Below are 18083 nucleotides of genomic sequence, written 5' to 3'. Positions count from 1 at the left end.
CTTCGCCGGAGCCCGATGTCAGGCCGCGGACTCCTGCTTCTCACGCAGCGCGTCGACCGTGCGAACGGCCTTGGACGGCAGTGCGTTGAAGACGAATGCCGCCTTCGTCATCGAGGCCTTCATCGCACCGGCGAGCTTCGCCAGCAGGACTTCACGGCTCTCGAGGTCGGCGAGCTTGTTGACCTCATCTGCGGTCAGCGCGGAACCGTCGAAGTATCCGCCCTTGATCACCAGGTGAGGGTGTGCCTTGGCGAAGGCGCGCAGACCCTTCGCGACGGCGACCGGGTCACCGTGCACGAAGGCGATGGCCGACGGACCCTTGAGTTCGTCGTCCAGTCCCGTCACGCCGGCGTTGTTCGCGGCGATCTTGGTCAGCGTGTTCTTCACCACGGCGTATTCCGCGTCCTGACGAATGCTGTTGCGCAGCTCCTTGAGCTGGGCAACCGTCAGACCGCGGTACTCGGTCAGCAGAACGGCAGTCGAGTCCTCGAAGTTCTTCGTGAGCTCGGCGACCGATGCGTCCTTCTGCGCCATGGCCACTCCTTGTGTCTCGTTCATCATCCGCGGAGGCGGATGACGGCCTCAGAATCCACGCGGACATGAAGAAAGCTCCGGCGCAAGCGCACGGAGCTTCAAGAAGTTCGTGTCACCTGCGCGGGCCCCTGCGAATTCGCAGTGCTTCGATCGTTGTGCTTGCGCACGCGGATGACCGGCGGTCTTCGGCTCCATCAGATTACCTCGACGCCACGGCATCACCAAATCGACGCGGGCGGCGCCGACGCCGTGCGCGTCGCGCCCCTCGGGCGTCGACAGGGCGTCGTAGGGTCGAAGGGTGTCTCCCGAACTCGCCGCCCGTTCACCGCAGCTCACGGCACGGGTCGTTGCCGACTCGAGGGACCGCGTGGCGTGGGTGCGCGCTCGATCCCGAGGCATCACCGCAACCGACGTCGCCACGCTCACCGGAGAACGCGCGATCCTCCGCGCGGCCGACGCGAAGCTCATGGGTTCCGGCTTCTCGGGCAACGCCTTCACGGCGCACGGGCGCGAGCGCGAACCCGAGATCGCACGATGGGTCGCCGCAACACACGGCATCCTTCCGTCGTCCGCCCTGTTCCACGCCGAGATCGAGAAGCGGCACCTGGCGACCCCCGACGGGATCGCGGTGGACATCGACGGACGAGTGACCCTCGCTGAGATCAAGACGACCAACAAGGCCTGGCGCAGCATCCCGCGCACCTACATGCGGCAGGTGTGGTGGCAGCAGCACGTGCTCGGCGCCGAACGGACACTCGTGGCCTGGGAGCAACACGATGACTTCGTGCCCGTCGGCGACGAGCCGCGCTGCGCCTGGGTCGATCGTGACGAGGCAGAGATCGCCAAGCTCGTGACCCTCGCGACGGCCCTCATCGACGAGCTCCACCGTCGCCATCTTCGGTCTCGTGGTCCGGCGCGCCCGGCGCCTGAGCCTCGGTCGTTCCAGGCGCTCGCCCTCGCCGACTGACACCACCCGGCACCCGCCCCCCTATCTCGGCTCATCTGCCGCTCCTCGGCTCAGCAGATCAGCCGACGCGAGGCAGATGGGCCGACGAGATGGGTGTGGGGCGGGGCGGGGCGGGGCGGGGGTGTTGTTGACGCGGGTCAACGATTACCATATGGTTGATCTTCGTCAACTTCTCCGCGTCAGCGTCGTCGCGTCTCCTCACCCGAAAGGATGCCGATGGCAACCTCCTCCTCCGACCTCACCGAGTCGGGCATGACCCGGCGCCAGGTCCTCGAAGCCCTCTCGGGCCTGCTGCTCGGCATGTTCGTCTCGATGCTCGCGGCCACGGTCGTTTCGACATCCCTCCCGGTCATCGTCCATGACCTCGGCGGAGATCAGGCCGCGTTCACCTGGGTCGTCACCGCGACCCTGCTGACGACCGCGATCTCCACCCCCATCTGGGGCAAACTCGCCGACCTGTTCAACCGCAAGGTGCTCATCCAACTGGCGATCGTGATCTTCGTGCTCGCCACGGCAGCCGCGGGCTTCGCGCAGGATCCCGGCACGCTGATCGCGTTCCGCGCCGTCCAGGGCATCGGCGCCGGAGGCCTTGCGGCGCTCAGCCAGATCATCATGGCCGACATCATCAGCCCCCGTGAGCGCGGCCGCTACATGGGACTGTTCGGCGCGGTGATGGCGGTCGCCACGATCGGTGGGCCTCTGCTGGGCGGTGTCGTCACCGACTCGCTCGGCTGGCGCTGGAACTTCTACATCGCCCTGCCGTTCGCCGTCCTCGCACTCATCCTTCTGCAGACGACGCTCCACGTGAAGACGGTCACCCGCAAGGTCCGCATCGACTATCTCGGCATCGTGCTCCTCGCCGCGGCGGTGTCACTGCTTCTCGTCTGGGTCACGAACGCCGGCACGGACTATGACTGGTGGAGCCTCACCACCCTGCTCATGGTCGGCGGCGCACTCGTCGCCACCGCGCTTTTCATCTTGGTCGAGCTCCGCTCGCGCGAGCCGCTCATCCCCCTGCGCATGTTCCGTGATCGCACCTTCACACTCGCCGTCGTCGCGTCGATCGCCACCGGCATCGCGATGTTCGGCGCCTCGGTGTTCCTCAGCCAGTACATGCAGATGGCCCGTGGCGCGACACCGACCGAAGCCGGACTCATGACGATCCCGATGATCGTCGGCCTGCTCATCGCGTCGGTGGGGGTCGGACAGCTCATCAGCCGCTTCGGGGCATGGAAGCCGTATCTCATCGTCGGAGCGATCCTCCTGACCGCCGGCCTGGCGTTGCTCACGACATTGCACTACGACACACCGTTCGTGCTCGTCTCGATCTACATGTTCCTCATGGGCGCCGGAGTCGGCATGACGATGCAGAACCTCGTGCTGGTCGTGCAGAACACCGCACGCCCCGAGGAGATCGGTGTCGCCTCGTCCGGGGTGACGTTCTTCCGCAGCCTCGGCGGGACGGTCGGGGTCTCGGTCATGGGTGCCGCGCTCGCCTCGAGCGTGACCGATCTCTTCGCCGACCAGCGGGAAGCGCTCGGCCGGGCCATCGCAGCGCTCGGAGAGCAGGGCGCAGACGTCGCCGCCCAACTCGAGTCGGGGGCGCTCCCGGCCGTGCGGTCGCTCCCCGAGTCCGTTCAGGTGATCGTCGAGGACATCTACGCGCAGGGAATCGCCCACTCGTTCCTCATCGCCGTTCCCTTCGCCGTTCTGAGCTTCGTCGCGATCTTGTTCCTGCCGAACGTCCCACTGCACCGGATGACGACGCAGCAGCGCCTGAACGCCGGCGAGGCGGATCTCGCGACGGTATCCACATCCGAGGGGATGGATGCGGTCGCTTCGCCGACTGACATCGACGCAACGGATGCGGAGCCCTCGGTGCGCCGCGACAGCAGCCCGGATGACCATGACTCCTGATGCACGAGAGTCGGACCGCACCCGCGCCGTCCGGAACCTCGAGAACGAGTTCGGCGAGCTCATCCACCTGGTGCGTCGAGTGCTGGCAGAGAACGCGGAGCGGATGAGCCCGGGCATGCTGCCCGGCGCCTACAAGATCTTCACGACGATCGTGCGTCGGGAGAGTGTGACGCTTTCGGCGCTTGCGGAGTCGCTCGTCGCCGATAAAGGCCTCGTGAGCCGCACGGTGCGCGATCTCGAAGCTCTTGGTTTCATCACGCGGACGCCGGACCCCGACGACGGGCGGTCGAGTCTCATTTCACCGACGGAGCGGGGGCTGGAACGCCTCGCGATCGCCCGCGCGCCGCAGGAGAGTTCGCTCCTGGCCGTGCTGGACGAGTGGCCGGTCGACGACATCGATCGTCTCTCCCTGCTGTTGCACTCGCTGCGCACCGGTCAGAGACCCTCCTGAGTCAGGCGACGAAGTCGAGCTCCTGGAACTCGGCGACCTGGGGGACCCATTGCCCCTGGACGAAGTCGACGTGGCGCGGGTGGGCGTTGTAGGCGTCATAAGCGGCCTGGTCCGCGAACACCATGCTGAAGCCGTGCGTGAACGTGCTCTTCGGGCTCACCTGCCGACGCACGGTGAAGTCGGTCACTCCCGGGATGGCCGCGAGGGTCGTGCGCGCCGAGTCGAGGAAGTCGGCCTCCTCCGCAGATCCCGGTGCGTGGATGAGGCGGAAGACCACGGTGTGCTGAATCGTCATGAACGCTCCTAGGTCGTGTTGATCGAGAGTCGCCCGTTCGGCGGGCCGGGCGAAACCGCAGCCGCGACTCAAGGACCCGCGCGGAGCGATCCACGCTATCTCACCGTTCGCGCGTCCGTCATGAACGGTGCGCGCGGGTCGTCCGCGGGCGGGTCGACGTATCGGTGCGCACCCGACCCGGCACCGCGTAGCCCGTCGTTATTGCCGATGTAACACGATCGTGATCCGGACGGGGTTGACTGTCATCGACACTGCACCACTTAGCCGATGACGGCACGCGGAAAGGACGAGCGATGAGATTCCGCCCGCTGCGCACCGGCGCCGCCCCGACGAGCGACCCGACACCCGTACCCGATCCGCCGGAGACCATGCACGCCGTCGTCTTCGATGAGCCAGGTCCTGCGTCTGTGCTCCGTGACGCCTCGTATCCGACGCCCGTCCCGGCGTTGAGCGAACTCCTCGTGCGGGTCGTCGCCGCCGGGGTCAACCCGATCGACGCCAAGACCCGCGCGGGAGCCGGCGTCTCTGGCCTCATCCCCGGGTTCCCGTCCACGCTGGGCTTTGATTTCAGCGGTGTCGTCGCGCACGCGCCATACGAATCCCACCCGCTCCCCCCTGGAACCCCCGTCTTCGGAATGGCATCCTTCCCGCGGTCACCGGGCACCTATTCCGAGTACGCAGTGGTCCCGACGTTGTCGGTCGCCCGCAAACCGGCGACGCTGTCGCATGTCGAGGCGGCCGGCGTCCCGCTCGCCGCCCTCACCGCGTGGGGTCTGGTCGTCGAGACGGCCCGCGCCCACGAGGGACAGCGCATCCTGATCCATGCGGGAAGTGGCGGGGTCGGTCACTTCGCAGTCCAGTTCGCGGCGTACTTCGGTGCGCACGTGACCGCGACGACCTCCGCGCGCAACGGGGCGTGGTTGCGCGAGTTGGGCGCATCCGTCGTCATCGACTACCGCTCGACTCGGTTCGATGAGGTGGTCGGCGACGTGGACGTCGTCATCGACCTGGTCGGAAACATGAACGACGACACGGGCTCGCGGTCGTTGCGCGTCCTGCGCCCCGGCGGGCTGTACGTGCTCGTCCCGACCGGCGCCTGGCCCGGCTACGCCGAAGCCGCCGCCGCGGCGGGGGTGCGGGCCACCTCGTACAAGGTCATCCCCGATGGCACCGCTCTGGCGACGATCGCCCGCCTGTTGGATTCGCAGGCGGTGCAGGTGTACGTCGATCGTGTCTTCGATCTCGCGGATGCCGCAGACGCACATCGCACGCTCGAAGAAGGACACACGCGCGGCAAGATCGTCCTTCGCGTCAGCGACGATTGACAGGAGCCAGGGCGCGTCTCGCCTCACCGATGATCTCGTCGGCGATGTCGCCGAGCAGCGGCGAGTGCAGGTTCCACTGCTGCCAAAACAACGGAACCTCGACAGACGGCCCACCGAGCCGCACCAGGGCGCCGGATGCGACAGCGTCGGCTGCCTGGAGCGTGGGAAGCAACGCCCACCCCATGCCCAGTTGCGCGGCGTGCGCGAAGTCGCTGGATGACGGAACATGATGCCGCGGCGGCTGCGCGTCCCCTGCACCGACGGCGGTCAACCATCTACTCTGCAGGTCGTCGCGACGGTCGAAATCGATGAGTGGCGCGAGCGCGAGGGTCGTCGCATCCACGCCGGTGGTGAACCACCGCGAGACGAACACCGGCGATGCGACCGCGTCGTAGCGCATGGCTCCCAACGGGCTGACACGGCATCCGGAGACCGCGATGTCGCGTGACGTGACCGCTCCCATGACCGTCCCGGATTCGAGCAGGGCTGCAGTGAATTCCTGGTCGTCGCGGTGCACCTCGAAGACGACCGCGTGACGTTCACCGAGCCGGGCGAGCGGCTGCAGGAACCACGTGGCAAGGGAATCGGCGTTGACGGCGAGCGGAACCGACGTATGACGGCCGGCATCGACGTCGACGCCCAGCGCGAGGGCCGTGTCGTGTTCGAGCAGGGCAGCCTGTCGCGCGAGTCGCACGATCGCTGCGCCGTCAGGCGTGGCGCGGGCGGGCTTGGAACGAATGAGCAGGACCCGCCCGATGATCTCTTCGAGCGCCTTGATCCGCTGGCTCACGGCGGACGGTGTGATGTGCATCCTCCGCGCGGCGCCGTCGAGTGTGCCCTCGTCGACGACCAGCGCAAGCGTCTCTGCCAGGTCGAAGGGTATGCGCATGATGAAGTCATGCTAATGGTTCATTAGCAGCCTTAGCTGTGCTGGATACCAGGTGCGCCCTACGCTCGATCCCGTGCTCACCTCCGTCCTTGCCGGCTTCGGGCTTGGCCTGTCGCTCATCGTCGCCATCGGCGCGCAGAACCTCTTCGTCCTCCGCCAGGGTTTGCGTCGCGAGCATCTCGTCGCGGTCGTCGTGATCTGCGCCGCCTCCGACGCCGCGCTCATCGCTCTCGGCGTCTCGGGCGTCGGCTTGGCCCTGCAGGCCCTCCCGTGGCTCGTCACGGTCGTGCGCTGGGTCGGGTTCGCGTTCCTGATCGGCTACGGGCTGCTCGCCGCCCGTCGTGCGTGGCGGCCGAGCGGAGAGGCACTCGAGGTTCACGAGGTTGAAGCCTCCGTCGATGCGCCACCGTCGGCGATGGCGATGGCGACGGTGACGCGCACGCGCCTGGCCCCCGTCGCCCTCACCGCGCTCGCGTTGACGTGGCTGAATCCTCACGTCTATCTCGACACGGTGTTCCTGCTCGGGTCGATCGCGAGCACACACGGCGATCTGCGTTGGTGGTTCGCCGCGGGTGCCATGGCGGCGAGCGTGGTCTGGTTCGTCGGGTTGGCGTTCGGCGCGCGCCTCCTCGGCCGCTGGCTGTCATCACCTCGCGCCTGGCGCATCCTCGACGGCATCATCGCGGTCATCATGATCGCGCTGGGGATCTCGCTCGTCCTTCCCCACTGACTCCGCAGCCTCTCCCCTGACCGATCTGCACAACTCCACGGACGTGTGCGCAACACGGTGGTTCGACCAGGTTCGGGCCCGGATCGGACCAGGATCTGTGGAGTTGTGCAGACCAGTCGGGGCACGATGGACGCATGAGGCGTGTACACGTGGTCGTCGGCGGCATGGTCCAGGGCGTGGGGTATCGCTACACACTCCGCATGGTCGCCCGTGACTGCGGCGTGAACGGCTGGGTGCGCAATCGCCGCGATGGCACGGTCGAAGCCGAGGTCGAAGGCGACGACTCCCGCGTCGACGAGACTCTCGCGTGGATGGCCGAAGGCCCTCCGGGTGCGCGCGTCGATCACGCGCTGGTCACCGACGTGCGTCCCGTCGGAACCGAGTCGACGTTCGACGTCCGTGAGACCGTCTGACCGACGACGAAGGGCCCCACCCGAAGGTGAGGCCCTTGTGCCCGGTAGCGGGCAAATCGTCGTCGACGTCAGATGGCGTTGACGTCGAGCGGGATGCCGGGACCGAAGGTCGTCGAAACGGCGCCCTTCTGGATGTAGCGACCCTTGGCGCTCGACGGCTTCAGGCGCACGATCTCTTCGAGCGCAGCCTGGAGGTTCTGGTCGAGCTGCTCCGCCGAGAACGACGCCTTGCCCACGATGAAGTGCACGTTGGCGTGCTTGTCGACGCGGAACTCGATCTTTCCGCCCTTGATCTCCTCGACGGCCTTGGCCGGGTTCGGAGTGACGGTGCCGGTCTTCGGGTTCGGCATGAGCCCTCGGGGTCCGAGGACCTTACCGAGGCGCCCGACCTGGCCCATGAGCTCCGGCGTCGAGACGGCAGCGTCGAAGTCGGTCCACCCGCCGGCGACCTTCTCGATGAGCTCGGAGCCGCCGACCTCATCCGCACCCGCGGCGATCGCCGCTTCGGCGGCGGGACCGGTCGCGAACACGATGACGCGGGCGGTCTTGCCGGTGCCGTGCGGCAACATGACGGTGCCGCGCACCATCTGGTCAGCCTTGCGCGGGTCGACGGCGAGCTTCAGCGCGACCTCGACGGTCGAGTCGAACTTCGACGACCCCGTCTCTTTGGCCAGCGCGACGGCTTCGGCCGGCGTGTAGAACTTGTCGGCCGCGATCTTCGCAGCGGCGGCCTGATATGCCTTGGACTTGGTAGCCATGATTCCTATCCCCCTCAGTCCTCGACCGTGATGCCCATGGAACGGGCGGTGCCGGCGATGATCTTCGAGGCGGCCTCGATGTCATTGGCGTTCAGGTCGGGCTGCTTCGTCTCGGCGATCTGCCGGACCTGCTCCTTCGAGATCTTTCCGACCTTGACCGTGTGCGGCGTCGCCGACCCCTTCTGCAGGCCTGCGGCCTTCTTGATGAGCTCCGCCGCGGGCGGGGTCTTCAGGACGAACGTGAAGCTGCGGTCCTCGTAGACGGTGATCTCAACGGGGATGACGTTTCCGCGCTGCGACTCGGTCGCGGCGTTGTACGCCTTGCAGAACTCCATGATGTTGACGCCGTGCTGACCGAGCGCGGGCCCGATCGGCGGCGCCGGGTTGGCTGCACCGGCACTGATCTGGAGTTTGATCAGTCCGGTCACCTTCTTCTTCGGTGCCATTGTTTTTCCTTTCAGCGAATCGGATGCCGGGGCATCCGTTCTCCCGCGGTCTCAGGCGAGTCCTGAGTGCGGTGTCTTGTGCACGTTGAATCGGACGGCCCGATTCCACGTGTGAATCTCAGAGCTTGGTGACCTGGTCGAACGAGAGCTCGACCGGGGTCTCGCGTTCGAACAGCGACACGAGCACCGTGAGCTTGCCGCTCTCGGGCTTGATCTCGCTGATCGAACCGGGCAGACCCGCGAACGAGCCTTCTTTGATCGTGATCGTCTCGCCGATCTCGAAGTCGACTTCGGCGGGCAGAACGCGGGCCGCAGTCGTGGCCGCACCCTTGGCCGCGCCTGCCGTCTTCGCGGGAGCAGTCTCCTTCACCTCGACGAGACTCTTCAACATGTTGAAGGCTTCCTCGAAGCGCAGCGGCGTCGGGTTGTGGGCGTTGCCCACGAATCCGGTGACGCCGGGAGTGTGGCGAACGACCGACCAGGTGTCTTCGTTGAGCTCCATGCGCACGAGTACATAGCCGGGGATCCGGACGCGCGTGACCATCTTGCGCTGGCCGTTCTTGATCTCGACGACGTCCTCCATGGGGACCTCGATCTGGTAGATGTCGTCTTCCACCTCGAGCGTCGACTTGCGCTGCTCGATGTTGGCCTTCACCTTGCGCTCGAAGCCGGCGTAGGAATGGATGACGTACCACTTGCCGGGGAGCATGCGCAGGTCGGCGCGGAACTCTTCGTAGGGGTCGAGCTCGGCGTCGTCGTCGCCGGCTTCCGCCTCGTCGACGACGGAGGCCGCGGCATCAACGTCGGCGATGAGCTCCTGGTCGAGGACCGGTGCATCCTCGTCACCGTTGATATCGGGGCCGTCGTACGGCGCGACGTCGTCCGCGTGCTCGGCCGCGTCTTCCGCAGCCTCTTCCGCCGTCGATTCGGTAAGAACCTCTGCGGCGGCCTCCGCCTCGGCGGTCTCGTCGATGTTGAGGGCGTCGTTCACGATCGCGTCTGCCTCCGGGTCGGTGATCTCGATGTCGTCGAGGTCGGAATCGCTCGAGTCGTCGTCCGCATCCTCGTCGACGACATGGATCGCAACGTGCTCGGCGGCCTCGACCGACCGCTCTTCATACTCGAGCTGGTTGCCTTCCTGGGCCTCGTCGTCTTCGGACGACTGCTCAGCGGCCGTCGCCCAATCGACGTCGTCGTTGTATCTCTCAGACACTTGCGTTTCTTCCGTTCGTGGGCGGGGTCTCCCCCGAACCCGCGTGATGGCTCAGGGTCAGGCAGGGATGCCGAACACGATGCCGGCGAGGAATGTGAACAGCAGGTCGAGCCCGTAGACGACCGCCATCATGACGACGACGAAGCCGAGCACGACACCGGTGTACTTCAGCAGCTCCTGGCGCGTCGGGGTGACGACCTTGCGAAGCTCGGCGAAGACCTGACGGATGAACAACGCGATGCGCGCGAAGACGTTCGGTTTCTTCTCGCGCGTCCCGCCGCTGGACGGGACGATCTCGCCGTTCGGCTCGTCCTGGACCATCGATGCCACCTGAATACCTTCCATGCGCCGACGCCCACCGACGGTGTGTCGATGACGCCGACTCGCAGGGCGGACAGGAATCGAACCTGCAACCTGCGGTTTTGGAGACCGCTGCTCTGCCAATTGAGCTACCGCCCTAGAGATTCTGAGAATCCCGAGGTGCCTACATGCGTCAGCCGTGACCAGGTTCGGGAACGCCCGGACGGTGGGCACGGCGAAAGAATGCAGACTACAACTGCATCGTCCAGTGTACGGCATGGCCACAGGCCGGGCGAACCGAGCCGACGGCGCCGAGAAGAGAGGGTCGGATCAGCTGAACGATTCGACGACCGCACTGCGGTGGTAATCGAAGATGATGTTCGTGCGGGTCGACGCCACCCGCGGATGACCTGAGATGTGTTCGACCACGAAGCGTCGCAACTCGGACGAATCCGCCACCGCGACGTGCACCATGAAGTCGTCGACGCCGCCGAGAAAGAAGACCTGCACGACCTCCGCGAACCCTCGCGCGTGGTCGGCGAACTCCGTGATGCTTGCCTGCCGAGCGCCCACACGCAGCGTGACCCCGATGAGCGCCTGGAGTTTCAGGCCCAGCTTCGCCTGATTCAGGCTCGCGGTGAACCCCGAGATGACGCCGCGCGCAAGCAACGATTGCACTCTGGCGTGCGCCGTCGACGGGGCGACGCCCACCCGCGCTGCAAGCTCGGCGTTCGTGATGCGCCCGTCGGAGACGAGTAGCCCGATCAGACGCTCATCGATGTCGTCCAGTTCCGACCGCAGATCCTTCTGCACCTCCGGCACGATCGACCCCTTTCCGCGATTGTTTCATCTGATTTCGGCTGTTGTGCGAACGATTATTCGGCAGTACGCAGCTTTACCGAGTATTCCTCCATACTGGCCGCAGTCAGAGAGGAGTCTGCCATGGACATCGGAGTTCCCACCGAGATCAAGGTCAGAGAGAACCGGGTCGCCATCACCCCGCCGATGGTGCACGCGTTGACCCAACGCGGCCACCGGGTGATCATCCAGAACGGTGCCGGCGATGGCTCCCGCATCTCCGACCTCGACTTCACCGCCGCGGGCGCCGAGATGGTCGCGACCGCGGACGAGGTGTGGTCGCGCGCCGACCTCCTGTTGAAGGTCAAGGAGCCGATCGCGCCCGAGTATGCACGGCTTCGGCGGGGGCAGGTGCTCTTCACCTACCTGCATCTCGCCGCATCCCGTGAGTGCACCCACGCGTTGCTGGGCTCCGGGACGACATCGATCGCCTATGAAACCGTCCAGCTGGCCGATCGGAGCCTTCCCCTCCTCGCGCCGATGAGCGAAGTGGCCGGTCGCCTTTCCATCCAGGCCGGCGCCCATCACCTGCTGAGCCCCTCGGGTGGGCGTGGGGTGTTGCTCGGCGGCGTGCCGGGCACTCGCAAAGCGAAGGTCGTCGTCATCGGCGGTGGTGTCGCCGGCGAGCACGCCGCACGAAACGCCGTCGGCCTCGGTGCCGACGTGACCGTCGTCGACCTGTCACTGCCCCGATTGCGGCAGCTCGAGTCGGCCTTCGGTGGGACCATCCAGACCCGGCACTCCTCGCCCCTGGAGATCGCCCACCAGGTACGCGACGCCGATCTGGTGATCGGCTCCGTCCTCATCCCCGGCGCCGCCGCACCGAAGCTCGTCACAGATGCCATGGTGGCCGAGATGAAGCCCGGCGCGGTCCTCGTCGACATCGCGATCGACCAGGGCGGCTGCTTCGAAGGCTCGCGGCCGACGACGTACGACGACCCGACGTTCCGCGTGCACGAGACGACCTACTACTGCGTGGCGAACATGCCGGGCGCCGTGCCCGAGACGTCGACCGTCGCCCTGACGAACGCGACGGCGCCGTATGTTCTCGCGCTCGCTGACAAGGGCTGGCGTCGGGCCCTGCGCGAAGACGATGCGCTCGCGCGCGGTCTCAGTACGCACGACGGCGAGCTGACCAACCGCAGCGTCGCCGACGCGCATGGGCTGACGGCGACGTCGGCAGAGACCGTGATCGCCGCCGCACCCTGACCCCGTCAGTACTGCTGTATGCCGTAGCGTTCGGGTTCGGGACCGAACGCGAACGCACGTCCGGTGACCGCCCGCGCGACGACGCGCACCCACGTGTACTTGAGTGTCGGAACCCACGGGCGAAGGCCCAAGCCGTCGGCGCGTTCAACGTCTTCTGACGTGTCGAGCGTTTCGGCATGACCCCGGATCACGACGCTCCAGGCATCCGTGTCCGTGTGGTCGTCGACCTCGAACAGCACCTCGTCGTTCACCGTGAGCTCGAACAGCTTCGACCCGGCAGCGGTGCGGAAGAGGACGCTCTCGCCGTCGACGACGTAGTTCACGGGAAAGATGTCCATGACGTCCTGCACCCGTGTCACGAGCCTCCCGAGCTCCTGAGCTCGCAGACGCTCCCAGCACTCGGAATCGGTGAGGATGTCGACAGGGTCGTTGGTGTCGCTCATACCGCCATTCTCGCGCGATCACCGCCCGGATGACACCCCTCACGCACGAGCGCGCGGGGCCGGTGGATTCCGACCCCGCGCGCTCACAAGAGCCCTCAGGCCCCGACGCGGATGAGCTTCTTGTTCACGAACTCGTCTGCAGCGAGCAGCCCCATCTCACGCGAGGTCCCCGAACGCTTCACGCCACCGAACGGCAGGCCCGCCTCGTCGGCGAGCACGACGTTGACGAACACCATGCCGGCGTCGATCTTGTCGGCGATGCGCGCGGCCTGCTCTTCATCGGTTGTGAAGACGTACGAGCCCAACCCGAAGGAGGTGTCGTTGGCGAGAGTTACCGCCTCATCTTCGCTCGCGACCTTGTAGATGACGCCGACAGGTCCGAAGAACTCCTCGCTGTAGGCGTCCATGTCGCTCGTGACATCCGTGAGGACAGTGCCGGGGTAGTACGCGCCGTCGCGCGTGCCGCCGGCGACCAGCGTCGCGCCCTGCGCGACCGCACGGTCGACCTGGTTCGCGAGGCGCTCGGCGGCGGCGAGGGACGAAAGCGGACCGATCACGGTGTCCTCGGCGAACGGGTCGCCGACGGTGGCCCCGGCCATCCGCGCGGTGAACTTCTCGACGAAGCCGTCATAGAGGTCCTCGTGCACGATGAAGCGTTTCGCCGCGTTGCACGACTGCCCGTTGTTGTCCAGACGCGCCTCGACGGCGGCGTCCACCGCCGCGTCGAGGTCGTCAGTCGACAGAAGGATGAACGGGTCCGAACCGCCGAGCTCAAGGGCGACCTTCTTCAGGTGCTGTCCGGCGAGGGCTGCCACGGCCGAACCCGCCCGCTCCGAACCGGTCACCGAGACACCCTGCACCCGCGGGTCGGCGATGACGGTCGCCGCCTGCTCGTTCGTGGCATAGATGTTCTCGTAGACGCCGGCCAGACCCGCGTCGGCGTACATCTGCGCGATCGCGGCCGCCGACTCGGGGCACTGTGGTGCGTGCTTGAGGAGGATCGCGTTGCCGACGACGATGTTCGGGGCGGCGAACCGCGCCACCTGGTAGTACGGGAAATTCCACGGCATGATGCCCAGCAGCACACCGAGCGGCGAGCGGCGGATGACGGCAGTTCCGTCACCCTCGATGTCGATCGGCTGGTCCCCGGTGATCTTGTCGGCGTGATCGGCGTAGTACTCGGTGATGTCGGCGGCGAAATCGACCTCGCCTTCGGCTGCGGCGAGCGGCTTGCCCATCTCGCGCACGATGATCGCTGCAAGTTCGTCCTTGCGCTCGCGGTGCAGCTCGGCGACGCGACGGATCTTCGCAGCGCGCTCGGCGACGGGAACGTTCCGCCACGCGCGGTAGGCGGCATCCGCTTCACCGATCACCGCGTCGAGCGCATCGTCGGTGATGGTCGGGTAGGTGGCAAGGGTCTCCCCCGTGGCGGGGTTGACGACGGCGTAATCGGTCATTTGCGTTGTCTCCGATCGGATGGGTTGGACTCAGTCTGCCTGTCGACGCCGCGGACGTCGAAGGCTTTCGGGTGCATCGAGAGCGAGTGTCTCGCCGCGGAAGAATGCCGGACGCTTGATCCGTTGCCAGATCATGACGACCAGACCGAGGCCGATGATCACGACCCCGAGCACGAACACACTCCCGACACCGAACCATTCGGTCCCGCTGCCGTAGTCGGGGTCGAGGCTCTCGACCAGGGTGATCACGAAGAGCACGGACAGCACGAGGCCCCCGACGAGCGGGAACAGCAGGGTGAAGAAGAACGTGCGGGCCGAATCGAACCACTGCTTGCGGAAGTACCAGACGCACGCGAACGCGGTGATCCCGTAGTAGAAGCAGATCATCATGCCGAGCGTCGTGATCGTGTCCCACAGCACGTTCTCGTTGACGAATCGCATCACCGCATAGAAGACGGATGCCACGACCGCCGACACGATCGTCGCGTACCCGGGTGTGAAGAACCGCGGCGACACCTTCGCGAACGCGGGCGGCAGCGCTCCGTAATGGCCCATTGCCAGGAGGGTTCGGGCGGGGCCGACGAACGTCGACTGCAAGGACGAAGCTGAACTGGTGAGAACCGCGAGCGAGACGAGGAATGCGACCGGACCGAGGATCGGACCGGACAGGTAGAAGAAGACGTTCGCCTGGATCTCGGGGTTGCCGAGCCCGAGGCCCTCTTCTCCCGTGCCCGCGAAGGCAAGCAAGGCGACCGAGATCAACAGGTAGAGCGACACGATCGTGACGACCGTGACCGTCGCGGCGCGCCCCGGGGTCTTCTCGGGGTCCTTGGTCTCCTCATTCATCGTGAGGGTGACATCCCACCCCCAGAAGATGAAGATCGACAGTGACAGCCCCGCGACGATCGCGATCGCCGGAGTCACCACGAACGGGTTGAACCACGACAGGTCGATCGCGCTCGCGTCGAAGGCAGTGCCGCCGGCCACGTGGACGAACGCGGTGATCGAGAAGATGAGCAGCACCAGCACCTGGAAGGTGACCAAGACGTACTGCAGCTTCTGCGTGGTCTGCATATCCCGGTACGAGATGTATGTCGCTGCGAGCATGAACAGCAGGCAGACCGCGACGTTGATGAACGGGTTGAACGCCAACTCGGCGATCGTGCCGGGGCTTCCGATGATCTGGTCGATCAACAGGAAGAGGAACTCGACGGCGATCCCCGCGAGGTTCGACAGCACCAGGATGGTCGCTGCGACGAGCCCCCACCCGGCCATCCACCCGACGTACGGCCCGAAGGCGCGCGCCGCCCAGGTGAAGGACGTCCCCGAGTCGGGCATGAGGCGGTTGAGCTCGCGGTAGCCGAAGGCCACCAGCAACATCGGGATGAACCCGAGCAGGATGATGCCCGGGACCTGGAATCCCACCTCCGACACGGTCGGACCGAGAGCGGCGGTGAGCGTATATGCGGGCGCGATGCACGAGATGCCGATGACGACGGCGCCGATGAGGCCGACCGTGCCGGCACTGAGGCCCTTCTTCGACAGCCCCCCGGTCTCCGGCTCAGCCGGTCCGATGGTGCGTTGGTCAGTGGTCATCGTGCCCCTCCATCGTGGCGACGCGTCCGGGGCACGACGATCATCGGCACCGGCAGTTCGTGCAGCATCTTCGCTGCGGTCGAGCCGAGGAAGAGCCTCCGCGGCTGTGCGAGGCGACTTGATCCGACGAGCGCGAGCTCGCCCGGCTGCCAGTCGAGGTGGGCGATGGCATCCTCGATGCTCTCGCCGCGACCCTTGACGACCTGAGCGTCGAATCCCGGCGGAAGGCCCTGCTTCGCCGTGGTCAGGACCTCGTCCGCGTGCGCAGCCCCGGCGACGCGGATGACGCCGGTGTCGACGCTTGTCGGGAGGTCGACGGTGACGAGCGAGAGCAGGCGCAGGTCGGCGCCGGTCGAGGAGGAGAGTGCCACGGCCTCGTCCATGAGTGCGTCTGCGCCGGGACGATTGCCGATCGCCGCGGTGATGCGCGTCACGCCCGTCCCGATGGCGACGTCGCGCGCCCCCTCGGGAGCGAGGACGACCGGGACGTGCGACGAGTGCAGGAGCTCGTTGGCCACGGTGCCGAGGCGGTGCCGTCCACGCAGCCCGCCGTTGGCGGCACCGACGACGATGTGCGAGGCGTCGAGGTCGGACGCGGTCGCGAGGAGGCCTTCGGCGAACGACTCGCCATATCGCACGTGCGTCTCGCGCGGGATCTCGGCCGGAACCGACTCCACGGCGTCGCCCAACCACTCGGCGGCCTGTCCGCGCAGATAGCGGTCATATCCGGCATCGGGCGGCGTGATGACACTGCGGTCCTCTCCGGGGAGGATGACGACGACATGCAGCGTCGCGCCGGAGGCCGCGGCCAGCCGCGCCCCGAGCGCGACGGCGTCGGCTCCCGCGTTGGTCGCCGTGTAGCCGACGACGATCGCGGCGCTCATGCGCGGTCTTCTTCGAGGATGGCGTCGGCCACCAGGCGGCCCATGCGGATCGCGCCGTCGACATGCTGGTATCCCGCACCGGCCATGTCCGAGCAGGCGAAGTGGATGGGACCGACCGGCGTGCGAAGGTCGGCGCCGTAGCGGTGCAGTCCACCGAGATCGAAGCTCGCGGCGTAGGCGCCGCGAGTCCACTCCTCTGCGCCCCAGTCGCTCTCGTAGTACACCTCGGGATGCATCGCTTCCTCGCCGAAGTAGTGCGACAACGATTCGAGGATGCGGTGCTTGCGCTCCTCGGCCGACACGCGGAAGAGGTCGTCGGCGTTGCGGTCCGACACGAAGCCGACGAGCGTGCCGCGCCGGTCGCCGTGGTTCGTGTTGTCGTAGGCCTCGTGCGAGATCTCATACGGACTGAAGGCCGTTCCGGACAGTCCCTTGTCCCGCCAGAACGGGCGGTCGTAGACGGCGTGCACCTTGATGACGAAACCCATCGAGATGTGCTGGTGCAGTTGCTGCTTCAGTCGCGGAAGCGGCGGGTCGAACTCGATCCATGGGTAGAGGATCGGCGCGTGGGCGAGGATCACATAGCGCCCGTGGACCGTCATACCGGCGTCCGTGACCACGGTCACCCCGCTGTCGGTTCTCTTCACTTCGTTGACCGGCTGCTCGAGGAACACATCGGCCCCGAGGCGTTCGGCCAGGAGGAGTGGCACCTGCTGGAGCCCGCCGACGACCCGCTCGTCGAGGATGTAGTCCGCGTCGACGAGGTGGGTGAAGCTGCCCGCGCTCGCTGCCATCAGCAGCGCCTGGAGCGCCGAGAACGCGTACGCGGGCTTGGTGAGCATGGCGCCGGCGATGAACAGGGCGATGTTGTCCCGCGCCTCTTGGTCCGTGGTCTCGTGCTCGAGCCATGCCTCGAACGACACGCGGTCGAGCTCTTCGGCGTCGGGGTGGGCCCAGGGCGCGTCCGGATCGATCTCGGCGACGAGCGCGTCGAGCTTGTCGATCAGTCGCACCATCTCCTTCTCGGTCGCGGGGGCGACGGGGAAGATCTCACCGGTGAACCGGGTGAGCTCGCCCTGGGCGTCGATGTAGACCGAGTCACCCTCGCGGTAGCGCGAGAACGTCTCGAGGCCGAGCTCGGCGATGGTCTCCTTGAGCGCCTCCTGATCGGGCGAGACCCACTGGCCGCCGATCTCGAGCATCGCCCCATCGACGACGTCGGTCCACAACCGGCCTCCCACGCGGTCACGCGCTTCGAGGACGACGACCGACAGCCCCGCCTTCTTCAGTTCGTTCGCCGCGGTGAGGCCTGCGGCCCCTGCGCCGACGATGATGACATCCCGAGTGATCTCGGTCATCTGGACTCCTTCGTCTGATCGCCGAATGCCTGGTGTGGAC

General features: G+C 66.8%; 20 protein-coding genes and 1 tRNA gene. 7 read left to right on the top strand and 14 right to left on the bottom strand.

Annotated elements, in window-relative coordinates:
- Positions 1–18: 18 nt before the first annotated feature.
- A complete protein-coding gene (gene rplJ / locus ACFQZV_RS05150; RefSeq protein ID WP_378751148.1) occupies positions 19–534 on the bottom strand; it encodes a 50S ribosomal protein L10 in 516 nt (171 codons plus the stop codon).
- Between the two features lie 298 nt (positions 535–832).
- Here rplJ and ACFQZV_RS05145 point away from each other — a divergent pair, with 298 nt between their 5' ends.
- The 3 genes from ACFQZV_RS05145 (at position 833) to ACFQZV_RS05135 (ending at position 3869) form a co-directional block, all read left to right on the top strand.
- On the top strand, positions 833–1501 hold the full coding sequence (locus ACFQZV_RS05145) for a YqaJ viral recombinase family protein (RefSeq protein WP_378751150.1): 669 nt from the start codon (positions 833–835) through the stop codon (positions 1499–1501).
- Between the two features lie 216 nt (positions 1502–1717).
- On the top strand, positions 1718–3418 hold the full coding sequence (locus ACFQZV_RS05140; protein ID WP_378751152.1) for an MDR family MFS transporter: 1701 nt from the start codon (positions 1718–1720) through the stop codon (positions 3416–3418).
- Entirely contained in the window at positions 3402–3869 is a 468-nt protein-coding gene (locus ACFQZV_RS05135) for a MarR family winged helix-turn-helix transcriptional regulator (RefSeq protein ID WP_378751154.1), read from the top strand. Before ACFQZV_RS05140 ends, ACFQZV_RS05135 begins: the two co-directional genes overlap by 17 nt.
- 1 nt (position 3870) lies before the next feature.
- Here ACFQZV_RS05135 and ACFQZV_RS05130 read toward each other — a convergent pair whose 3' ends face one another.
- Positions 3871–4164 (bottom strand): Dabb family protein, encoded by a 294-nt coding sequence (locus ACFQZV_RS05130; protein ID WP_378751156.1) that lies wholly within the window; start codon positions 4162–4164, stop codon positions 3871–3873.
- 293 nt (positions 4165–4457) lie between these two features.
- Here ACFQZV_RS05130 and ACFQZV_RS05125 point away from each other — a divergent pair, with 293 nt between their 5' ends.
- Positions 4458–5489 (top strand): NADP-dependent oxidoreductase, encoded by a 1032-nt coding sequence (locus tag ACFQZV_RS05125; protein ID WP_378751158.1) that lies wholly within the window; start codon positions 4458–4460, stop codon positions 5487–5489.
- On the opposite strand, the gene ACFQZV_RS05120 is transcribed toward ACFQZV_RS05125, so the two are convergent.
- Positions 5476–6378, bottom strand: a complete 903-nt coding sequence (locus ACFQZV_RS05120) for a LysR family transcriptional regulator ArgP (protein WP_378751160.1) — start codon at positions 6376–6378, stop codon at positions 5476–5478. The two genes, ACFQZV_RS05125 and ACFQZV_RS05120, sit on opposite strands and share 14 nt — an antisense overlap.
- Positions 6379–6451: 73 nt before the next feature.
- On the opposite strand from ACFQZV_RS05120, the gene ACFQZV_RS05115 reads away from it, so the two are divergent.
- Both ACFQZV_RS05115 and ACFQZV_RS05110 read left to right on the top strand, forming a co-directional pair.
- Complete coding sequence (locus ACFQZV_RS05115; RefSeq protein ID WP_378751162.1) at positions 6452–7108, top strand: LysE/ArgO family amino acid transporter; 657 nt, start codon at positions 6452–6454, stop codon at positions 7106–7108.
- 134 nt (positions 7109–7242) lie between these two features.
- A complete protein-coding gene (locus ACFQZV_RS05110; protein WP_378751163.1) occupies positions 7243–7521 on the top strand; it encodes an acylphosphatase in 279 nt (92 codons plus the stop codon).
- 68 nt (positions 7522–7589) lie between these two features.
- Here ACFQZV_RS05110 and rplA read toward each other — a convergent pair whose 3' ends face one another.
- From rplA to ACFQZV_RS05080, 6 genes are all read right to left on the bottom strand, one after another.
- The gene (gene rplA / locus ACFQZV_RS05105) at positions 7590–8279 is read right to left on the bottom strand and encodes a 50S ribosomal protein L1 (protein ID WP_378751165.1); all 690 of its coding nucleotides are present in this window, start codon (positions 8277–8279) and stop codon (positions 7590–7592) included.
- A gap of 14 nt (positions 8280–8293) precedes the next feature.
- Positions 8294–8725, bottom strand: a complete 432-nt coding sequence (rplK, locus tag ACFQZV_RS05100; protein WP_378751167.1) for a 50S ribosomal protein L11 — start codon at positions 8723–8725, stop codon at positions 8294–8296.
- A gap of 118 nt (positions 8726–8843) precedes the next feature.
- Positions 8844–9938: a transcription termination/antitermination protein NusG gene (gene nusG / locus ACFQZV_RS05095; protein WP_378751169.1), complete on the bottom strand. Its 1095-nt coding sequence runs from the start codon at positions 9936–9938 to the stop codon at positions 8844–8846.
- Positions 9939–9995: 57 nt separating this feature from the next.
- Entirely contained in the window at positions 9996–10283 is a 288-nt protein-coding gene (secE, locus tag ACFQZV_RS05090; RefSeq protein WP_378751171.1) for a preprotein translocase subunit SecE, read from the bottom strand.
- A gap of 41 nt (positions 10284–10324) precedes the next feature.
- A tRNA-Trp gene (locus ACFQZV_RS05085) sits at positions 10325–10397 on the bottom strand.
- A 171-nt stretch (positions 10398–10568) separates the two neighbouring features.
- Positions 10569–11060: an Lrp/AsnC family transcriptional regulator gene (locus tag ACFQZV_RS05080; RefSeq protein ID WP_378751173.1), complete on the bottom strand. Its 492-nt coding sequence runs from the start codon at positions 11058–11060 to the stop codon at positions 10569–10571.
- 120 nt (positions 11061–11180) lie between these two features.
- Between ACFQZV_RS05080 and ald the strand changes: the two genes are divergently transcribed.
- Positions 11181–12305 carry an alanine dehydrogenase gene (gene ald / locus ACFQZV_RS05075; protein ID WP_378751175.1) on the top strand — a complete coding sequence of 375 codons (1125 nt, stop codon included), beginning with the start codon at positions 11181–11183 and terminating at the stop codon, positions 12303–12305.
- A 5-nt stretch (positions 12306–12310) separates the two neighbouring features.
- Here ald and ACFQZV_RS05070 read toward each other — a convergent pair whose 3' ends face one another.
- The 5 genes from ACFQZV_RS05070 to ACFQZV_RS05050 form a co-directional block, all read right to left on the bottom strand.
- A complete protein-coding gene (locus tag ACFQZV_RS05070) occupies positions 12311–12748 on the bottom strand; it encodes a pyridoxamine 5'-phosphate oxidase family protein (RefSeq protein ID WP_378751177.1) in 438 nt (145 codons plus the stop codon).
- Between the two features lie 95 nt (positions 12749–12843).
- Positions 12844–14205 (bottom strand): NAD-dependent succinate-semialdehyde dehydrogenase, encoded by a 1362-nt coding sequence (locus tag ACFQZV_RS05065; protein ID WP_378751179.1) that lies wholly within the window; start codon positions 14203–14205, stop codon positions 12844–12846.
- A gap of 30 nt (positions 14206–14235) precedes the next feature.
- Entirely contained in the window at positions 14236–15801 is a 1566-nt protein-coding gene (locus ACFQZV_RS05060; RefSeq protein WP_378751180.1) for an APC family permease, read from the bottom strand.
- Positions 15798–16685 carry a universal stress protein gene (locus ACFQZV_RS05055; protein ID WP_378751182.1) on the bottom strand — a complete coding sequence of 296 codons (888 nt, stop codon included), beginning with the start codon at positions 16683–16685 and terminating at the stop codon, positions 15798–15800. Before ACFQZV_RS05055 ends, ACFQZV_RS05060 begins: the two co-directional genes overlap by 4 nt.
- Entirely contained in the window at positions 16682–18043 is a 1362-nt protein-coding gene (locus ACFQZV_RS05050; protein ID WP_378751184.1) for a flavin monoamine oxidase family protein, read from the bottom strand. The genes ACFQZV_RS05055 and ACFQZV_RS05050 overlap by 4 nt, the downstream gene beginning before the upstream one ends.
- Between the last annotated feature and the right edge of the window lie 40 nt (positions 18044–18083).

The sequence above is a fragment of the Microbacterium koreense genome, assembly GCF_042677105.1.
Lineage (GTDB): Bacteria > Actinomycetota > Actinomycetes > Actinomycetales > Microbacteriaceae > Microbacterium > Microbacterium koreense.
The sequence above is the reverse complement of the archived record's forward strand: the minus strand, read 5'-3'. Positions and strand labels throughout refer to the sequence as shown.

Bases quoted from the DNA above. Each gene is read 5' to 3' on its own strand.
- rplJ (WP_378751148.1), bottom strand. From the start codon at position 534: ATGGCGCAGAAGGACGCATCGGTCGCCGAGCTCACGAAGAACTTCGAG.
- ACFQZV_RS05140 (WP_378751152.1), top strand. From the start codon at position 1,718: ATGGCAACCTCCTCCTCCGACCTCACCGAGTCGGGCATGACCCGGCGC.
- ACFQZV_RS05135 (WP_378751154.1), top strand. From the start codon at position 3,402: ATGACCATGACTCCTGATGCACGAGAGTCGGACCGCACCCGCGCCGTC.
- ACFQZV_RS05130 (WP_378751156.1), bottom strand. From the start codon at position 4,164: ATGACGATTCAGCACACCGTGGTCTTCCGCCTCATCCACGCACCGGGA.
- ACFQZV_RS05125 (WP_378751158.1), top strand. From the start codon at position 4,458: ATGAGATTCCGCCCGCTGCGCACCGGCGCCGCCCCGACGAGCGACCCG.
- ACFQZV_RS05120 (WP_378751160.1), bottom strand. From the start codon at position 6,378: ATGCGCATACCCTTCGACCTGGCAGAGACGCTTGCGCTGGTCGTCGAC.
- ACFQZV_RS05110 (WP_378751163.1), top strand. From the start codon at position 7,243: ATGAGGCGTGTACACGTGGTCGTCGGCGGCATGGTCCAGGGCGTGGGG.
- rplA (WP_378751165.1), bottom strand. From the start codon at position 8,279: ATGGCTACCAAGTCCAAGGCATATCAGGCCGCCGCTGCGAAGATCGCG.
- rplK (WP_378751167.1), bottom strand. From the start codon at position 8,725: ATGGCACCGAAGAAGAAGGTGACCGGACTGATCAAACTCCAGATCAGT.
- secE (WP_378751171.1), bottom strand. From the start codon at position 10,283: ATGGAAGGTATTCAGGTGGCATCGATGGTCCAGGACGAGCCGAACGGC.
- ald (WP_378751175.1), top strand. From the start codon at position 11,181: ATGGACATCGGAGTTCCCACCGAGATCAAGGTCAGAGAGAACCGGGTC.
- ACFQZV_RS05070 (WP_378751177.1), bottom strand. From the start codon at position 12,748: ATGAGCGACACCAACGACCCTGTCGACATCCTCACCGATTCCGAGTGC.
- ACFQZV_RS05065 (WP_378751179.1), bottom strand. From the start codon at position 14,205: ATGACCGATTACGCCGTCGTCAACCCCGCCACGGGGGAGACCCTTGCC.
- ACFQZV_RS05060 (WP_378751180.1), bottom strand. From the start codon at position 15,801: ATGACCACTGACCAACGCACCATCGGACCGGCTGAGCCGGAGACCGGG.
- ACFQZV_RS05055 (WP_378751182.1), bottom strand. From the start codon at position 16,685: ATGAGCGCCGCGATCGTCGTCGGCTACACGGCGACCAACGCGGGAGCC.
- ACFQZV_RS05050 (WP_378751184.1), bottom strand. From the start codon at position 18,043: ATGACCGAGATCACTCGGGATGTCATCATCGTCGGCGCAGGGGCCGCA.